Source organism: Natrinema versiforme JCM 10478, assembly GCF_000337195.1.
GTDB lineage: Archaea > Halobacteriota > Halobacteria > Halobacteriales > Natrialbaceae > Natrinema > Natrinema versiforme.
The window spans coordinates 17388-35221 of record NZ_AOID01000030.1 but is presented as its reverse complement, the minus strand read 5'-3'; the positions used below and the strand labels follow the sequence as shown (position 1 = coordinate 35221).

The following is a 17834-nucleotide window of genomic DNA, read 5'->3' as shown; positions in this document are numbered from 1 at the left end:
GCTCCGATCGCTGTGACCGTTTAACAGGGTCGACGGAGGTCCGGTCTCGAGCGACGCAAACGGGTTGGGAGGGCCAAGAGCGGGCCAGAACACGGACCGTCTAACACAGTCTTACGGCCGACGGAGCCGCTCCGCTGTCCGCCTCCATTCTCAGACGAGCACCCGTATCGCCGGGACAATTACCTCGTTCCGAATTCGGGGGATCGACACGGCCAGGACGCCATAGATCGCAGCGCCAACGCCGATCACGGCGAGCAGGGAGCCGACGCTCGTGATGGGAACGGCCGACCTGATACCGACGAGGATCGCGCCCATGACGAGCGACGAGAGGGCGTACCACCCGACGATCCGATAGGGGAACTCGATCGTCATGAGCCGACTGAGGTAGTGTGTGTGAAGCGCGACGCTGATGAGTCCGACCACTGTCGTCGCGATCGCTGCCCCCACGAATCCGACCGTGACGACCAGCACCGGATTGAGCACGAGATTGAGTCCAGCCGTAATGACCGTCGTAATCGCGGCGAGATCCGGCCGATCGAGTCCGCGAAGCGCGCTCTCGATGATATCGTCGAACGACTGGAACACCTTCTCGACGAGGAGGATCACGAGCACTGCAGCGCCGAAGACGTACTCCGGGCCGAAGAGAAACCCCAGGATCTCGGACGCGAACAGCGTCCCCCCGATCAAGGCCGGAAGCGAGAAGAAGAGGGCGAATGCGATCGCCTTCGAGACCGCCCATTCGACCTTGTCGAGTTCGCCCTCGGCGTCCCACTGGCTGACCTGCGGAAAGATCGACCAGCCGATGGACTTGCTGACGAGCAAGACGAGCAGGGTGACCTGCCAGGCCACCTCGTACGTGCTTACGTACTCTTGAGACAGGAAGAACCCGATGATCGCGACGTCCATCCACTGGTATATCCGTCCGCCCGTCGACGAGACGGCGTGAAATTTCGCGTATTCGAGCAGCGACCGCGCGTGCTCGAGGGAGGGACGACCGATCGCCGTGTTACATCGCGCGTAGCCCCAGACGGCCGTGATCGCGCCGGCGAGCGCGAATCCGGCGGCGATTTCGATCACGCCGTAGCCGAACGTGACGAGGACGACGCCGAGGCCGACCCAGATGAATCGAATGGCGAACCGAATAACGGCCGTTTCGCCGACGCGAAGTTCCCCGCGTAACGCCTGGACGAAAAACGACGAGAGCTCGAACGTGATGAGCGCGACCACCAGTATGAACGCCAGTTCGAAGCCGATGTATCGGTTCACGTACGACCGCGCGAGTACGATCGAGACCGCGACGACACCGAGTAAGACGAGTTTGAGCGCCAGCGCGGAGCCGAGCATCCCTTCGCGATGGTCGCCCTCGCTCAGCCGCTTCTCGAGTGCGCCGCGAACCCCCAGATCCGCGGGAATCGTCAGCAGTCCCAGCAGCGCCTGAAAGAGGAACAGCGACCCGAGTTCGCTCGCACCGAGCTGGCGAGCGAAGTAGATGACGGCGAGAAACAGGAGGATCGATCTCCCGGCTTGCATGAGGAAGAGTTTCACACTCGAGCGTCCGAGATCCATGGATACCCTAGGGCAGACGATTGCGAGGCGGATCGCAGTTAAACCCTCCCTTCACCAGTACGGGAAACGTGGCCTTTCGCAGCAAGCGCGACCACGGCCAGGACTGAAACGATCCACTGTTCCCCGAACGGACGGACTTCGTTAGTGTCGGTGGAACGTACTGGTCAGCTACTGGCAAACTCATTTCATAACCCCTCGTACTGAGCGTGGGAACGATGAATGCTCGCGCAGACGACATCGCAGTTCTCGTCCCGGCAAACGCGTCAGTTATCCCGCTCGCGTGTATCCGTTCGCTCGGAAAACGCGGCGTCCCGACCGTCGTCGCGACCGACGATCGAAACGTTCCGGCCTGTTCGTCCCGATACTGTACCGAATCGCGGCTCGTTCCGTCACCGAATGACGATCTCACGGCCTACAAAGCGTCGTTGCTCTCGCTCGCCGAGCGCCCCGACATCCGGACGATAATCCCCGTTCGGGAGGAAGACATCTACGTCCTCTCGAAGTTCCGATCCGAATTCGAAGAACACGTCTCCGTCATCGCACCGTCGTACGGCGCGTTGCGGTCGGTTCACGATCGGTATCGGTTAGTCGAGATCGCCGACGAGCTCGGCGTCTCGGTTCCCGAGACGCGACTGCTCGACGAAGTCGACGAGTGGGACGACGACCTCATCGTCAAACCGCGGTTCTCGATTCTCACCAGCGACTACGTCGACTCGCATCTCACATCGCGGATCGACAACATGCGGGGAGAGACCACCTTCGTCGAGCCCGGTCAGAAGCCGGATCTAGACGCGATCGACCGCGATATGGAGGGCCACACGCCGATCGTCCAGGAGGCCGTGCCGATCGAACACGAGTACATGTACAGCGGGCTCTACGACCACGGTGAGGAAGTCGCCTCGTGGCAACAACGCTACCTTCGACGGAAGACCTACGGCGAGGGCGGCAGCGTCTACCGCGAAGCGGTCTTCGAACCGGAACTCGCCGACGCCGGGCGGAAGATTCTCGATCACCTCGACTGGCACGGGACGGCGTGTATCGAATTCATGAAGGACGCGAACACGGGCGAGTTCAAACTGACCGAGATCAATCCCCGCCTCTGGCTCTCCGTTCCGTGTGCGATCCGTGCGGGTGCGGACTTTCCGTACTATCACTGGCTGCTCGCGATGGGCGCGCGCGAGCGTATCGACCCGGGCTACGAACTCGGTGTCGCGACCCACTCGCTTTACGGCGAACTCTCGTATCTCAAGAGCGTTCTCTCCGAAGACTATCCGTCTACGGAACGACCGTCAGTTCCCGCTGCCTGCGCGAGCGTCCTCGCGTCCTGTATCGACCGGCCGCAGTTCGATTACGTCGATCGGACGGACTTGAAGCCGTTCGTCAAGGGCCTCTACAACGCCGTGCTGTACTCCGAAACGCTCGGCATCGCTCCCGATCGATCCGTCGAGGAGCCGATTTCCGCACCGAACTAACGATGGACGAACACTCACAACTCGAGAGCCAGCTCACGGTGACGCAGTGTCGCGATTCGGCCGACTGGGACGCCTACCTCGAGCGAGCCGACGGGCCGGTCTACGGGGTATCGGCGTGGGGCGACGCGACCGCCGGATACGGCCACGATCGCTACCACCTCGTCGTCCGCACGGCAGACGGCATCCTCGGCGCGCTCCCGCTTACGCACATCCAAAGCAGGGTGTTCGGTTCCAAACTGGTCTCGCCGCCGTACGCCGCTCGCGGGTCGATCGTCACGGACGACGGCCGAGCCGCGACCGTCAGGTCGCTGTTGCTCGAGCGGACCAGAACGCTCGCGGACGACCTCGACGTCGACTTCGTCAGTCTCCGCGGCAGGGACCTCGGAGCGGCCGACGGGTTCGAAAAACGGGACCGGTTCGTCACGTTCGATATCGATCTGAGTGGCGGCCCCGACGCGACGTGGGAGAACATCAAAGAGAGCCGCCGCCGCCAGATCAGACAGGCGGCCGACGAAGCGGGGGTCGAATACGAGATAGGAACGACGGTTGACGACCTCCGCGAATACTACGATCTCTACTTGGCGTCGATGCGCGGGCACGGGACGCCGCCGCACTCGTTTCGGTTCTTCCGAACCCTCTGGGACCGGCTGACCGGTCCCGGTCCCGGCGACCTCCACCTCGGACTGATTCGGAAAGACGGCGCACCGATCAACGGGATCATGGACCTCTCGCTCGGGTCGACCGTCTACCAGTGGGGCGTCGTCACCGACTACGAGTACCGGGACCTCAATGGCGGGAGTCTCCTGCTGTGGAAGTCACTCGAGCGGGCGGCCGCGGCGGGGTACGACTCCTACGAGATGGGCCGGACCCGCGAGGGATCGGGCGTCTACATGTTTAAAAAGAGCTTCGGCGGGGCGAAAACGTGGTACGATGACTACCATTACTTCCCATCCGGCACGGGAAGTCTCCCACATCCCGAAGACGAAAAATACGAGCCGATAAAGCGCGTATGGCGGAAACTACCGATCCCGCTCACGCGTCTAATTGGGCCTTTCGTTCGAAAGGATATCAGCCTTTGATGGCAATGCACACTACCCATCCGCATAGTGATGACTCGTTGGATCGCGAGCTGAGACGACAGCACTCGGGAGCCGGAGACATCCGATCATGAAGTACGTCTACGATCATCTATTAGATCACGTCAAAACCACACTTTCGAACCGCGAGGCGTCAAACCAACCGACGAGACACCGATCTCCGGAGGACCTCGAGACGCTCCCGGTCTCGGTCTGTCTCACGACGAAGAACAACGCCGACACCATTCGTGATTGTCTCGAGAGCGTCGTCCGGTGGACCGACGAGATCGTCGTCGTCGACAGCGACAGTCAAGACGGGACCGTCGAGATCTGCGAGGAGTACGGGGCGAACGTCTATCAACACGAGTTCGAGAGCTTCGCCCAGATCAAGACACAGGCGATGGAACACGCGGACAACGACTGGGTGTTCGTCCTCGACGCCGACGAGGAGGTCCCGCCGGAGCTGCGAGACGAGATCATCGACGCGTTCGGGACGGTGGGTGTCGTCGCCTTCTACATGGAAAAACAAGAGCACATGATGGGTGCTCGCACGAACCAGTATCACTACAAGCGACCGTATCTCGCGCGAAAAGACATCCTCTACTTCGAGCACGAGTACATCTGGGAACGGCTCTCGGTTCAGCAGCCCTACCGCGAGCGGACGAAAACCCTCTCGAACCGCATCGATCACTATCGGTTCGAGCGCGCGTCCGAGATCGAGTCGAAGATCATGCAGTATAGCGCGCTCGAGGCGGTCCAAGCCGTCGAGAGCGGGAACCGAAACGGATTCCTGTCGTTTCTGCTCCGCGGCATCGCCGTCGGTCTGGATCGGCTCATCATCAGTGGCGCGGCGCTCGACGGCTATCGGGGCTTTTTCGTCGCGTTTCTGGAGTTCTACCAGATGATTGCGGCCTACGTGAAGGTCCAAGACATCCACCGCTTGCAGGAAGAACACCCCGAGCAGTGGAAAGACATCTGGATCGAAGAGGAGTGTCGACGGTAGTCGATCCCGGACACACGAAACCTGCGTAGCGAGAAGCGAACTTCCCAGAATCAGACAATGCCAAACGAACCCAGCAGGGCCGACAGGCGAACGATCCTCCGAACTAGTGCCGGCGCGCTCGCCGCGCTCGGAGCCGGCTGTTTCAGCGTCGAACCGCCGGGAGCGAGACAGAACGAGTCGGCAAACGAAACTCCGGCCAACGAGACCGTCCCCGATATCTCGCCGGCGGACGACGACGAACTCGAACTCGTTTTCGAAGACTGGTTCGAGGAGAACACCGTCGACGCGGGCGTCTGGGAGACCGAGTTTCCGTGGGGCGAGCGAATACACAACTTCAACGCCTATGCGCCCCCCGACAACGCCTACGTCTACGAGGACAAGCTCGTCCTCAAGGCCATCGAACAGCGCTGGGAGGTCCCGGATGGAGCCCGTGGTGACGATCAAAGCGACACGGATGCGAACGAAACCGACGGCGAGATCGCGCAAGTCGAGGGGAACGAGACGGCGACCGGGACCGACGGTAACGAGACTGCGCCGAACGCAACAGCGTCCAACGGAACGGCGGCCAACGAAACAGCATCCAACGAAACGACGGACAGCGAAGCGGGAGAAACGGGGGTTCGAGAGCCAGCGAACGAGGGATCGCAGTCGTCGGAGACGGACGACCGCGATACCGTTCCGTACACGACGGGCGTGGCCACACCCTATCGCTCGTTCGGCCCCGGATACATCGAGGGACGGATCCGAATTCCGCCGACGGTCAAGGGATTCTGGCCCGCGTTCTGGCTGACGCCGGACGATCAGTGGCCGCCGGAGATAGATATCTTCGAGTTTTTCGGGACGGATCCCTGCCCCCACATGACCTACTACTACCGAGATTCGGACGGGAACATTCAGACCGAGGAGGAGACCTACTGCGGCCCGGATTTCAGCGGCGACTTCCACAACTACGCGGTCGACTGGCGCGAGGACCGAATCGTCTGGTACATCGACGGCGAAGAGCGGTTCCGCTTCGAGGACGAGGCACAGATCTCGACGGACGAGATGCGACTGATCCTCAACTTCGGTCTCGATGCCCCGTTTCTCGAGACGCCGAACTCGGCCGATCTCCCCGCCTACATGGAAATCGACCGGGTACGGGTCTGGGAGCGGTAGGGCGATCGGCGGGTGTGATAGTGGTCCCGGCCCCGACCATTGCACTCATCGTGACGGCCGCGTTCGACGGTGTCATCACCTGCGGTCGCCGCGGTCGGCTCTCCGTTACCCGCTGTCGTCAGCGACCGTTCAGAGCTGGTTTTCGATCTCCTCGGCGTCGACCATGACTCCGTTAATGAGGAGGATCGCGTTCCCCTCGAGCGAGAGGTCGCGAAGTCGGCCGTCGAATCGGTAGCTATCGATGTCGCCGTACCACGCCAGGGTCCCGGTCGCCGTCGAGCCGCTGATCTCGTCCCCCTCGAGCGTGCCGCGGTCGGGGTTCTCGGTGACGCGACCGCTCGCGGTGAACGTGTACTCGCCGTGAGTGCCCGTTCCGACGAACGTGATGCGATTCGGTGGGGTGGAACTCGATTGGTCGTCTTCGGTTCCGTCGGTGGTGCCGTCGGAGCCGCTGTCGGAGGTTCCGTCCGTCCCATCACCGGACTCGTTGTCGGATGTCCCGTCGGTGCTGTCATCGGATTCGGGATCGGACGTTTCGTCCGTCGACGAATCGGTCTCCCCGTCCGTCTCCGACCCGTCCTCAGTGTCGCTGCTTCCGTCGTCCCAGGGCGTATCGGCCGGGTCAACCGGGCCGAACGAGTCCGGGTCGACTTCCTCGCCGTCGATTCGGACCGTGACCGGTGCGTCCTGTCCGAACCCGGTGATTTTGCCGTCGAAGGTGAAGCCATCGACCTGCGACGTGCTGGTCGACGTCGTCCCCCAGCCGTAGATCCCGTCGTCGGAGACCCACTCCTGGCCCGATCCGGTCGACGAGTCGATCTCGATGCCGCCGTCCGACGCGGTGAATTCGTACCGAACGCCGTCTCCGTTCGCGGAACTGATCTCGATGGAGCGGCCGGCGGCCGCGTCATCGGACGTCTCCTCTTCGGGCTGTTCCTCGGTCTCGTCAGTGGTATCGCCATCGGACGGCGTCCCGCTACCGGGTGCGTGCTCCCAGACGCGACACCAATCGACTGCCATCTCTTCTTCCCAGGCCTGTGAGAGATCGGCGTTGCCGATGCGGTTCACGTGGGTGGTGAACATCATGTAGAAGGGGGCACCGGCTTCGACGGCGCTCATCATCGACGAGCCGTCGCGCGAGCCGATGTAGTTGCCGTTGAAGTAGAAGTCGATACTGTCCTCGTGCCAGGCACAGCCGTAGACGTTGTACGACTCGGTGAGATCGACGCCCGTATCGTGAGTCAGCGGGTCGTGCGTGTGCGTCGACCCGTCTCCGGGTTGCCCGGAGGTCGACCAGTGAACGTTGCAGTGTGCGTGGTGGCGGTCACTGTAGACATCGTTGCCGTCCTGGAACAGTTCGATGAAGTCGAGTTCCGGCGGCCATGCCTCCGAGTTCGGTTTCGACCAGAAGCCGGGCAGGAGACCCGTTCGTCCGGGCATCTTAATCTTCGCCTCGAAGTAGTGACCGGGGCCGAAATACTGCCGATTTTTGGAGTTGATCGCTCCCTGATAGACATCGTTCGAGCCACCGCCGCCGTGGGTGGTCCGCAACCGAAGGGTCCCGTTGTCGACGATCACGTTGTCCGATGTGACCGTCGCATCGTCGTTGTTCGCCGTGTTTCCCCAGCCGAAGCCGACCCCCCAGTTGTTCGAATTCAGGGAGGTGCCCTCGAACTGATCTTCGAAGGTGACCTGCCAGTTCTCGGGGTCCACGGGTCCCCCTTCGTCGGCCGCCGTAACGGAACTTGTGCCGACCGCTACCCCGCCGATCGCTGCAATCGCCCCTGCGGTGGTTGTTTTTAGCCACTCTCGTCGGCCGATCCGAGTCGCTTTCTCGTCTGTACGCTCTCTCCGACCGGAACTTCGTTCGCGTGCCATTGTTCCGATCACCTGAAAGCAACGGCCCCATATAGGTCTTTTTTGTAAGACAATAGTTTCTACTGATATTTAATCAATGTCGATAAAGTCTTGCGAAAAAATAGTTAATTAATCGATTTACTATAGTATCGAAATTATGAATGTCTGTTTCCGGTGGACCCGGCTGCCCGGAAGCGATGATCGAACCGGAAAGCCCCGAATGGGACCGAGTACGGTGGTCACAGAAGTTGGAAACAAATGATACATCAGATAGATATGAGGATCAGCACCGTATCAGAGAACAGGAGTCGTGTCGACCGAGAGCCGCTGCTACCGACGTAATATCGTATTACTGCCGCTCGCGGACATCACACATTCAGCAACTCCGATAGCTTTCGTTTCGGCCCCGATCGCTACGTGTCTCGGTCCGTCGCCATACTAACGGCTTCGACGACGACCGCCCAGACGCAGATCACCAGCCCAGTGAGGAACGCGACCACGGAGAGGAACACTACCAGCGGAGATGAAAGGACGGCGGGAGTGTACTCCATGAAAAGAAAGGAGACCGTGACGAGACCGAACAGTGAAACGAGGAACCCGGGTGCGCCGAGAACGGGCAGCGGTCGCTCGAAGCCCGCCGTCGTAATCGCGTTTCTGGCGAGCACGAGTCCGTGACTGATCGGGTCGTGACTGCTCGCGTTCTCGACGTCGTAGTCGATCGTCGTCCCGATTTCGTCGATCCGATAGCCGTTACGATAGGCGTGATAGATCACGTCGATGCTGGCGTCCATCCGATCACCGATACGGTCCTCGTTCGCCAGTGAGCGGATCGCTCGAGCGTCGTACGCTCTGAACCCGCTCTGGGTATCGCTGATCCGCGATCCGGATCGGCCGGTGTTCAGTCCGATATTTACGATGGTGTTGACGACCCACAGCCCGAACCGACGGTACACCGGCAAATCCGTCTCCGAGTCCGGATCGAACCGACTCCCGATGACGATTTCAGCGCCGGTTTCGCGCTGCTCCGCGAGCAGTTTCGGGATATCGTCCGGGTCGTGTTGTCCGTCCCCGTCGAGAACGATGAGGTGGTCGGCACCGCGGCGGTCAGCCTGCCGAAACGCCGTCCGGAGCGCACCGCCGTAGCCGCGATTCGTTCTGTGTTCGAAGACCGTCGCACCCGCGTCGCGAGCCCGTTCGGCCGTCTCATCTGCGCTTCCGTCGTCGATGACGAGGACGGTATCTACGTGCGATCGCGCCTGCGCGACGACGTCGCCGATCGAGTCCGCCTCGTTGTATGCGGGAATCGCGACGAGAACGTCGTCGAGCCCACCCGTTCGCTCCGTCCGTGCTCTCACAGCGTACGCGTCCTCTCGAGTATGCTCGAGTACGCTCCTGTCGTAGTCGATATACTCCTCGAGGTCGGAGTGGACGATCAGTCCGGGAAAGCCGAGTTGCTGTGACGCGTTCGTGAGCGTTTGAACGAGGGACTCGTCGTTTCGATCGGTGCTCGGGGTGACGATTTGGGCTCCTAACTGGCTGGCAAACGAAACCGCCTCGCCCCCTTCGTTCGCCCGATGGGTCACGAGCACTGAATGCCCGTTTCGCCTCGCCCGAAGGACGGTCCGGGCCGTTTCGTCCGCCCGGTCATCGCTCGTAATGATGCCGATCGCGGGTTTGTCGGTCTGGTCGACTCGACTGCCGAGATCCGCTGCCTGGAACAGTTTCCGCTCAGACATCGGACTCGATCCACCCCCGCGATTCGGCGATCGGTACCCGTTTCACTCGGTGCGTTCCGACCGGCCAGTCCGTCGGATCTCGTTCGGTGATCGATTTGTAGCTAATAGCCATCTCTATTGGTCGTGTGCAAATATGTCGAAGTAACAGCATACACTCGAACTTCGGTAGGACCCATTCACAGTCAGCTGAGGGCCTGATACGAAAAAAGCGGAGATAATCGTTACAAGACGTTTCGGGATATTGTCTATTGTCATTGAACGAACCAGTGTTCGCTACGGCCACGGAATTTCCCGAAAACGGCCATTAGCGCCAGGAGGTACGCGGGCTCGAATGGTTCCGACAAAACGCCGAATGACGCATCCTGGGTCCGGTTACCGCGTTCCGTTCGAAAGCAAAGTTTTCGTTAAACCAGTAACAGCGGGGAACGGTCTTGTGCAAACGATCGGTGCGTACCGACTGCGATCGCGAGGCCGTTGTCACTCGAACGGAGTCGGTCGCTATCAACCGAGTGGGGCGTGTCGTTTCACCGAGCGCCACGCAACTTTCAGTCCCGGGAGTCCGTCACGATACCAGACGATAATCGCCGCAGCGAGCAGTGCGAACTGGACGCTGCTGTACGCGCTGATCGAATAGCCGGAAAACGCGACGAGAATACCGCTGGGTTCGTCGTACGCCGGGGGGCCGAGAAACGGCCAGAACAGATACGTCGTCCCGGAGAAGTCACCCGCGATAGTCATGCGCGGGAGATCGGTTACGAGATGCGTTACATGACCGATGACGAACGCCGGTGCACTCTCGCGGTGGCCGGTGGGTCCCGCGAGTGCGGAGACGATCGGTATCAACAGCAGTGTGAAGGCAATCGAGTGGGCGAGCGAGCGACCGCTCGCGAGAAGTCCCAGTTCCCACGCGAGCGGTTTGTCGATCAGGTCGGGAAACTGTGAACCCAGTGCGACCGCGAGTGCCGGCATCGCACGCGGGGGTCGTCCGAAACGGACCCGAGCAAAGAGCGAATACAGGAGGTAGGCGACGGCGAGGTGTCCCCATGGCCACATGGGCGCTCCGTCCACGAGCGAACGGATAGGCGTATCGACGCTTCCACGCGCCGTCGAGGAGATCGGGTACTACCGCTCGAGCCTTCTTCGTCTCCCCGTCCGGTTTTGCCGACTGCGACCGGTTCCCGTGTCAGTTCGAGACATCGGACCTGGAGTCTGCAACGGGGTCGGATTCCCGTGTCAGCCTTCGGTGGCAACCAATTCACGGATCCCGTCCTCGAGCGAGATCGTGGGTTCGTAGCCGAGGTGCTCGCTGATCTTCGAGATATCCGCACAGCTATGACGGATGTCTCCCTCGCGTGGCTCGTCGTGGACGACCGCGGCGTCCGATTCGCTGTGGCGCACGATCATGTCGGCGAGTTCGTTGATCGTCACCCGCCGACCGGTGCCGACGTTGTACGCCTCGCCCGCAACGTCGCCCGTCGCCGCGAGGACGTTCGCCCTGACGATATCGTCGACGTGAACGAAATCCCGCGTTTGCTCACCGTCGCCGAACACCGTAAGCGGGTCGTCGTTCCGTGCGCGTTCGAGGAAGATATTGATCACACCGCTGTAGTCGTTTACCGGTTGCCCAGGGCCGTAGACGTTGAAATAGCGAAGCGCGACGGTCTCGAGCCCGTACAGCTCGTGATACAGGCGAGCGTATTCGTCGAGCGCGAGTTTGTCGAGGCCATACGGTGATGTCGGGTCCGCCGGATGCGTTTCCGGTATCGGAACGGCGTCAGGATGGCCGTAGATCGCCGCGCTCGATGCGAGGACGACGCGCGCGTCACACCGTCGAGCGGCTTCCAGTACCTCGAGCGTCCCGCGGACGTTTCGGTCGTGGCTCGCGCGGGGGTCCTCGACGGACTGCGAGATACTCACGAGGGCGGCCTCGTGGAACACGATGTCCGCCGAGTCCATCGCGTCGACGACGTCGGCCTCGTCACGAACGTCGCCGCGGACCAATGTCGCGTCGTCCGGGACGGCTCGAGGCGTCCCGCTCGAGCAATCGTCCAAGACGGTCACGTCGTTGTCATCGACCAGTTGGTGTGCAAGCCGGGCACCGATGAATCCCGCACCACCCGTGATGAGAACATCCGTATCGACTAGCTCCGGATCAGCCATCGTGTACGATGTCCGCCGCCGGTCGTAAAGTGCCCCATTCAACCCGCTGGGGACTGTCTTCCGCAATGAAACGACTCAACGGATCGCGCCCGGCATCATCACTCCCCTGTGCGGCGATCACTCGTCGATCCGATTCCGATGGAGTGAAACAGTCGAAACGGAGCGTAATCCGCTCGACTGTCGGTCTCGGGCTGCTCGAAGTCGGGTCGCGCGGGATCACGATGGCGGACGAATCCGATTCCTGACCGTCGATTCGGGCGACGGGATGGGGTCATCCAATCGGCGTCACGGTCGGGAACCCTGATCAATTGTTAACGACCATCATAGAAATTCGCTCGAAATCGCGCTGCTGGGAACGAGCGACGGGGAGTCTCGAATTTATCGCCCGGTAAGCCACTATTTCGGCGGTCGAATTAGTGAATCGCGGGTCGCGTTCGAATATATCAGTTATTGTCCGACGATACTGTCGCAGACCCAAAAGGCACCACCGTTTGATACGGCTAGTATATGGATAGCTATGCTGCGATCGTTCTCGCCGCCGGTGAAGGAAACCGACTCCGCCCCCTGACCAGATATCGTCCCAAACCGATGCTTCCTGCGGGAACGAAACCGATTCTCGAGCACGTTTTCGATGCGCTCGTCGACGCCGGCATCGACGAACTCGTCGCGGTCGTCGGCTACCGGTCTACTCGCGTCCAGTCTCACTTCGGTCCGACCTACCGAAACGTCCCGATCACGTACGTCTCCCAGGAAAAACAGCTCGGGACCGGCCACGCGCTCCTCGCGGCCGAATCCGCAGTCGATGGGACCTGTCTCGTGATCAACGGCGATCAGATCGTCGATACGCGAATCATCCGGGACACGATTTCGGGACACGAAGCCGACGCGAGTGCAACGCTCGCGCTGTTACAGCGCCCGTCCGTCGAAGCCTACGGCGGCGTCATCCTCGAGGACGGGCATGTGACGAATATCGTCGAAAACCCCCACGATGACCAGGATTACGTCCTCAACGCTGGCGTCTACATCATCGAACCGGCGGTGTTCGATGCCGTCCGCGCGTCGGAACCGACCGCCGGCGAGCACCATCTTGTCGACGGCCTGTCAGCGCTCGTCGACACCGGCGAGACGGTAAACGGGGTGGTCTCCGAGGGTATCTGGGCCGATGCGACCTATCCGTGGGATCTGCTCGATGTCTCCTTCGAGTTATTCGATGCGGGCATCGTCGACGGGGACCGGCCGCCGGCGGATCACCGCGACTCGAACGTGCACCCGTCGGCGGTGATCCGGGAACCCGTCGTCATCGACCGCGACTGCGTGATCGGCCCCGGTGCCGTCGTCGGTCCCTACGTCTGTCTCGGCGAGAACGCGACCGTCGGCTCGAACGCGGTCGTCGAGGAGAGCGTCATCGACGCCGATACGCGTCTCGGTGCCAACGCGACGGCGATCGAGTGTGTCACCGGTATCGGCGTGACGATCGGCGCGGGCTCGACCGTCTCCGGCGGCCCCGGCGACGTCCGTGTTCGGGACCGCATCTTCGAGGACGAATCCCTCGGCGCGCTCTTGGCGGATCGCGCCCACGACGACGGCGGCGTCACGTACGTCCCCGGGTCGATCGTCGGTCCTGACGTTGCGGTCAAACCGGGGACGACCGTTCGCGGAACGATCCCCGAGGGAACGGAGGTGTGGTCCTGATGTGTGGCATCATCGGCTACACGCCCGCACAGACGGATCCGAACATCCTCGACGTGTTGCTGGACGGCCTCTCGGGGCTGGAGTACCGAGGGTACGATTCCGCGGGCGTCGCGATCGCGGATTCGTCGCTCTCCGTATACAAGCGAAACGGCGAACTATCCGAACTCGAGGCCGCGGTGCCGGACCGCCCCGTCAACGGGCAGGCCGGGATCGGCCACACTCGGTGGAGCACGCACGGGCCGCCGACGGACGAGAACGCGCATCCCCACACCGACTGCAACGGCTCGGTCGCCGTCGTTCACAACGGGATCATCGAGAACTACCGCGACCTCCGCGAAGAACTCGAGGCCGCGGGCCACGAGTTCGAGAGCGAAACCGACACCGAGGTCGTCCCCCACCTGATCGAGACATCGCTCGAGCAGGGTGCAGACGCCGAGACGGCGTTCCGGCGCGCGGTGGATCGGCTGGAGGGTAACTTCGCCGTCGCGGCGGTCTGTTCCGACATCGAGGGCGTCCTCGCCGCGCGCCACCGGTCGCCGCTCGTCCTCGGCATCGGCGACGACGGCTACCACCTCGCGAGCGACGTGCCGGCGTTTCTCGACCACACGGACCGCGTCGTCTACCTGCAGGACGGCCAGTTCGCGAAGATCTGCCCGTCGGGCATCGAGATCACCGACGAGTCCGGGGCGGTCGTGGACATGCCGGTGAAGACCGTCGAGTGGGACCCGGAGGAGGCCGGCAAGAGCGGCTACGATCACTACATGCGAAAGGAGATCAACGAACAGCCGCGGGCGATCCGCAACTGTCTCCGCGGGCGGCTCAGCGAGATCGACCGCGCCGTCTCGATCGACGAAATCGACGACCTCGAGCGGCCGGAGCGGGTTCAACTCATCTCTTGTGGGACATCGTATCACGCGTCGCTCTACGCCGCGCGGCTCTTTCGCGACCGCGGGATCCCGGCGTCGGCGTTCCACGCGAGCGAGTACGACGCCGACGCGATTCCCATCGACGACGAGACGCTGGTGATCGCCGTCACCCAGAGCGGGGAAACTGCCGACACGCTCGGGGCGCTCCGGGACGCGAACCGCTGGGGGGCCGAGACGCTGGCGGTGACGAACGTCGTCGGAAGTTCGGTATCGCGCGAGGCCGACCACGCGATGTACATCCGCGCCGGCCCGGAGATCAGCGTCGCCGCGACGAAGACCTTCGCCTCCCAGCAGGCCGCGCTGGCGATGCTCTCGAGCGCGCTCACCGGCGAGTGTTCTCGCGGGTTCGTCGAGGACCTCCGGGCGCTGCCGGACCAGATCCAGTCGATCTTGGACCGATCGCGCGCCGAGGAGGTCGCCCGCGACTACATCGATTCGGACGCGTACTTCTTCATCGGCCGGGGGTACGGCGCACCGGTGGCGCTCGAGGGGGCGCTGAAGATGAAAGAGATCACGTACAAACACGCGGAGGGGTTCCCCGCGGGGGAGTTGAAACACGGGCCGCTGGCGCTGGTCTCGGAGCGAACACCGGTCTTCGCTATTATCAGCGGCGCATCCAACCAGGAGAAGATGATCGGGAACGTCGAGGAAGTTGCGTCCCGCAAAGCGCCGGTGATCGCGGTGACGGATTCGCCAGCGGCGGTCGAACACCACGTCGACGACCTCCTTCGGATCCCCGAGACCCGACCGCAGTTGCTGCCGATACTGGCGAACGTCCAACTCCAACTGGTGTCGTACTGGGTCGCGAATCAACTCGGCCGGTCGATCGACAAGCCCAGAAACCTCGCGAAGAGCGTGACGGTCGAGTGACCGCCGGAATCGGCGTTACTCGTCTCCGCCGCTGTCTCTGTCGTCGTTGCCGTCCCCCGGTTCGCTGTCGCTTCCGTTTTCGTCGCTGCCGTCAGCTCCGTCCGCGTCGTTCCGGTGCTCCGAGAGCGCCTCGTCGACGGTCAACTCCCCGGCCGCGACGCGGCGAGCGAGGACCTCGTCAATCGCCCGGTTGTGCTCGCTCCGCTCGCGCGAGCGGTCCTTGATCACCTGGATCTCACCCTCCGTTGGCTCGATCTCGCGGGCGTCGACGACCTCCCCCTCGAGTCGGGCGATGTTGACCGCGGCGAGCACGTCGCCCATCCCTCTCGAGCCCGTGCCGAGGTAGGGCGTCGTCCCCGTCTCGTCGACGAGTTCGACGTGGACGGTGTCGAGTTCGTTGACAAGTTTCGCGCTCTCGAGGCGGGAGCCGTCGCCGATCCGTACGACCGGAGAGGGTGCTTCGTCAGCCTCGCGCCGGATCACGTCGACGGCGTCCCCGAGGGGCACCTGAAAGGTGGCGACGATGGTCTCGCCGGTGAGGACGGCGATGCCGGGTTTCTTCCCCGGATCGACGCCGATGACCGTTCGGCCGCCGTTGCCGCGAACCGCGGCCAGCGCCTGATCGACCGCTCGCCGGGGATGATCGGGCTCGGCGACGATCGTCGCCACGTCCGGGAAGTCGTCGGCGTGTTCCGCCCCCGTAACGACGACGGTTGCCTGTTCCGGCAGCTCCTCGTCCGGCTCGACGGTCGTAAACACCGTCCCGCGATCCCGGAGTTCGTTGACGACGCCGTGGTATACCTCGAAGTCCGCCGTAGCGACGACGATCACGGCCCGGGCTTCGCTCCCGTCGAAGATAAACGTACGCGAACGGAGCCGTCGTCGGGACTGGCAACTGGTCGAAGCGGCGGGCACCGGCTGTGTCAGGCTGCGACCGGGTGAGGTCGAACGTTTCGCATCGACCGCGGCTCGGCCGTCGGCGACTGAAGCCGCTCTGCCGTCGAAACGTCGCCGTCCTCTCGAAGGACGATCACGGTGATGTCGCGATCGGTTCTCGACTCGATCCGTTCCCGGAGTTCGGCGGCGCTCCCCGTGCCGCCGACGGTCCGGACCGTCACCGTCGTCGGGTGGCGGAGGAAGAGGTCGGTCCGGTACTCGACATCGATCGAGAGAACGCGGGCGTCCGTCTCTGAGGCGGCGTCGGCAACGGTCCGGTCGAACTCGGCGTTCCCCGAGACGTTGATCGTCGTCACGGCCAGCGCCGACGAGAGGACGAGGACGGCGATGCCGAGCAGCGCGGCCCGTCGAACGACCGCGCGCCGGGCAGCCTGCTCCGCGAACCAGTGATCCGGCCGGTAGCCCTGCATCCACAGGGTCCCGAGGCTCGCGAGGTTGATCGACAGCACGTTGAGACAGACGAGGATTCCGGCGCTTATCGCGGCGGTGGCGTCCCCGTAGGCGATTCCGAGGCCGACCGTCGCCGCGGGCGGGATCAACGCGACGGCGATCGCGACGCCCACGAGCGCGACGCTGGTCGTCGAGGTCAGCGACACCGTCCCGGCGACGCCGGCACCGAGCGCGACCACCAGCGCGAGCGCACCGGGATTGACCCGCTCGGCGACCTGCTCGACGAGTTGAATCTCGAGGTCCGGAAGCATCGTCAATCGGACGATGGCGGCGAAGACGGTGGCGCTGCCGACCGCGACGAGTAGTCCGAGAAACTGGGCCCTAACGCTCGTGCGAAACAGGTCATTGTCGTCGAGGATGCTGCCGACGCTGGCCGCGATGGCCGGCCCGATCAGCGGCGCGATCACCATCGACCCGACGACCACCGCCGCGCTGTTCATCAACAGCCCGGCCGTCGCGATGACGGTGCTGACGACGGTAAAGAGGACATAGTTGGGCGTCGCCGGCGCGATCTCGGCGGCCCGGGCGCGGAGTTCCTCGCGGGCGATCCGGCCGTTCGTCTCGTCGTCGTCCGCGGACGCCGGCGAGTTCCGTTGCTGTCGTTCGAACTCGTCGGCCAGGACCGCCTCGAGTTCGCTGATCAGGACGTAGCCGTCTTCCTGCACGCCGATTTCCCGGAGGTCGTCGACGAGCGCCTCGACGTCCTCGGGGCCGGTCGGAACGAACACGAGGGCGCTGTAGTCCCGCCGCGAGGTCTCGTCGGTGAGGGCGTAGTCGATGCCCGCGTCCTCGAGGGTCGACTCGACGGCCCCTCGCTTGCCGATGGGAACGGCGATCTGCAGGAGGCGCATCTCCCGGAATCTGGGACCGGGGTCACTAAACCCTTTAGGAGTCGTGACGGTCGTTCGTCGACG

The 17834-nt window shown here is 63.0% G+C and carries 13 protein-coding genes; 6 read left to right on the top strand and 7 right to left on the bottom strand.

The features are described 5' to 3' along the window. Window positions 1-150: 150 nt before the first annotated feature. Complete coding sequence (locus C489_RS10795) at window positions 151-1566, bottom strand: flippase (RefSeq protein ID WP_006431285.1); 1416 nt, start codon at window positions 1564-1566, stop codon at window positions 151-153. A 215-nt stretch (window positions 1567-1781) separates the two neighbouring features. Here C489_RS10795 and C489_RS10790 point away from each other — a divergent pair, with 215 nt between their 5' ends. The 4 genes from C489_RS10790 to C489_RS22610 all read left to right on the top strand — a co-directional run bounded on the left by C489_RS10790 (window position 1782) and on the right by C489_RS22610 (window position 6272). Beyond that, window positions 1782-3038, top strand: coding sequence for a carboxylate--amine ligase (locus C489_RS10790; RefSeq protein ID WP_006431284.1), 1257 nt, complete (start codon window positions 1782-1784; stop codon window positions 3036-3038). A 2-nt stretch (window positions 3039-3040) separates the two neighbouring features. Continuing rightward, a complete protein-coding gene (locus tag C489_RS10785; protein WP_006431283.1) occupies window positions 3041-4117 on the top strand; it encodes a lipid II:glycine glycyltransferase FemX in 1077 nt (358 codons plus the stop codon). An 88-nt stretch (window positions 4118-4205) separates the two neighbouring features. Beyond that, window positions 4206-5117, top strand: a complete 912-nt coding sequence (locus C489_RS10780) for a glycosyltransferase family 2 protein (protein ID WP_006431282.1) — start codon at window positions 4206-4208, stop codon at window positions 5115-5117. Between the two features lie 57 nt (window positions 5118-5174). Beyond that, on the top strand, window positions 5175-6272 hold the full coding sequence (locus C489_RS22610) for a glycoside hydrolase family 16 protein (protein WP_006431281.1): 1098 nt from the start codon (window positions 5175-5177) through the stop codon (window positions 6270-6272). A 129-nt stretch (window positions 6273-6401) separates the two neighbouring features. Here the strand turns inward: C489_RS22610 and C489_RS10770 are convergent, their stop codons facing one another. From C489_RS10770 to C489_RS10755, 4 genes are all read right to left on the bottom strand, one after another. Beyond that, entirely contained in the window at window positions 6402-7985 is a 1584-nt protein-coding gene (locus C489_RS10770) for a glycoside hydrolase family 16 protein (protein ID WP_006431280.1), read from the bottom strand. A 557-nt stretch (window positions 7986-8542) separates the two neighbouring features. Beyond that, window positions 8543-9865 carry a glycosyltransferase family 2 protein gene (locus C489_RS10765; protein WP_006431279.1) on the bottom strand — a complete coding sequence of 441 codons (1323 nt, stop codon included), beginning with the start codon at window positions 9863-9865 and terminating at the stop codon, window positions 8543-8545. A 501-nt stretch (window positions 9866-10366) separates the two neighbouring features. Then, entirely contained in the window at window positions 10367-10918 is a 552-nt protein-coding gene (locus C489_RS10760) for a metal-dependent hydrolase (protein ID WP_049890784.1), read from the bottom strand. Window positions 10919-11098: 180 nt separating this feature from the next. Further along, entirely contained in the window at window positions 11099-12025 is a 927-nt protein-coding gene (locus tag C489_RS10755) for an NAD-dependent epimerase/dehydratase family protein (protein ID WP_006431276.1), read from the bottom strand. 507 nt (window positions 12026-12532) lie between these two features. Between C489_RS10755 and C489_RS10750 the strand changes: the two genes are divergently transcribed. Next, the gene (locus C489_RS10750; protein ID WP_006431275.1) at window positions 12533-13717 is read left to right on the top strand and encodes a sugar phosphate nucleotidyltransferase; all 1185 of its coding nucleotides are present in this window, start codon (window positions 12533-12535) and stop codon (window positions 13715-13717) included. After that, the gene (gene glmS / locus C489_RS10745; RefSeq protein WP_006431274.1) at window positions 13717-15513 is read left to right on the top strand and encodes a glutamine--fructose-6-phosphate transaminase (isomerizing); all 1797 of its coding nucleotides are present in this window, start codon (window positions 13717-13719) and stop codon (window positions 15511-15513) included. Before C489_RS10750 ends, glmS begins: the two co-directional genes overlap by 1 nt. A 15-nt stretch (window positions 15514-15528) precedes the next feature. Here glmS and C489_RS10740 read toward each other — a convergent pair whose 3' ends face one another. Beyond that, window positions 15529-16344, bottom strand: coding sequence for a hypothetical protein (locus C489_RS10740; RefSeq protein ID WP_006431273.1), 816 nt, complete (start codon window positions 16342-16344; stop codon window positions 15529-15531). Window positions 16345-16436: 92 nt separating this feature from the next. After that, a complete protein-coding gene (locus C489_RS10735) occupies window positions 16437-17771 on the bottom strand; it encodes a TIGR00341 family protein (protein WP_006431272.1) in 1335 nt (444 codons plus the stop codon). Between the last annotated feature and the right edge of the window lie 63 nt (window positions 17772-17834).

Excerpts from the sequence above, each read along its gene's own strand:
- C489_RS10790 (WP_006431284.1), top strand. The coding sequence starts at position 1,782 with ATGAATGCTCGCGCAGACGACATCGCAGTTCTCGTCCCGGCAAACGCG.
- glmS (WP_006431274.1), top strand. The coding sequence starts at position 13,717 with ATGTGTGGCATCATCGGCTACACGCCCGCACAGACGGATCCGAACATC.
- C489_RS10795 (WP_006431285.1), bottom strand. The coding sequence starts at position 1,566 with ATGGATCTCGGACGCTCGAGTGTGAAACTCTTCCTCATGCAAGCCGGG.
- C489_RS10755 (WP_006431276.1), bottom strand. The coding sequence starts at position 12,025 with ATGGCTGATCCGGAGCTAGTCGATACGGATGTTCTCATCACGGGTGGT.
- C489_RS10765 (WP_006431279.1), bottom strand. The coding sequence starts at position 9,865 with ATGTCTGAGCGGAAACTGTTCCAGGCAGCGGATCTCGGCAGTCGAGTC.
- C489_RS10735 (WP_006431272.1), bottom strand. The coding sequence starts at position 17,771 with ATGCGCCTCCTGCAGATCGCCGTTCCCATCGGCAAGCGAGGGGCCGTC.
- C489_RS10750 (WP_006431275.1), top strand. The coding sequence starts at position 12,533 with ATGGATAGCTATGCTGCGATCGTTCTCGCCGCCGGTGAAGGAAACCGA.
- C489_RS10780 (WP_006431282.1), top strand. The coding sequence starts at position 4,206 with ATGAAGTACGTCTACGATCATCTATTAGATCACGTCAAAACCACACTT.
- C489_RS10760 (WP_049890784.1), bottom strand. The coding sequence starts at position 10,918 with ATGTGGCCATGGGGACACCTCGCCGTCGCCTACCTCCTGTATTCGCTC.
- C489_RS22610 (WP_006431281.1), top strand. The coding sequence starts at position 5,175 with ATGCCAAACGAACCCAGCAGGGCCGACAGGCGAACGATCCTCCGAACT.
- C489_RS10785 (WP_006431283.1), top strand. The coding sequence starts at position 3,041 with ATGGACGAACACTCACAACTCGAGAGCCAGCTCACGGTGACGCAGTGT.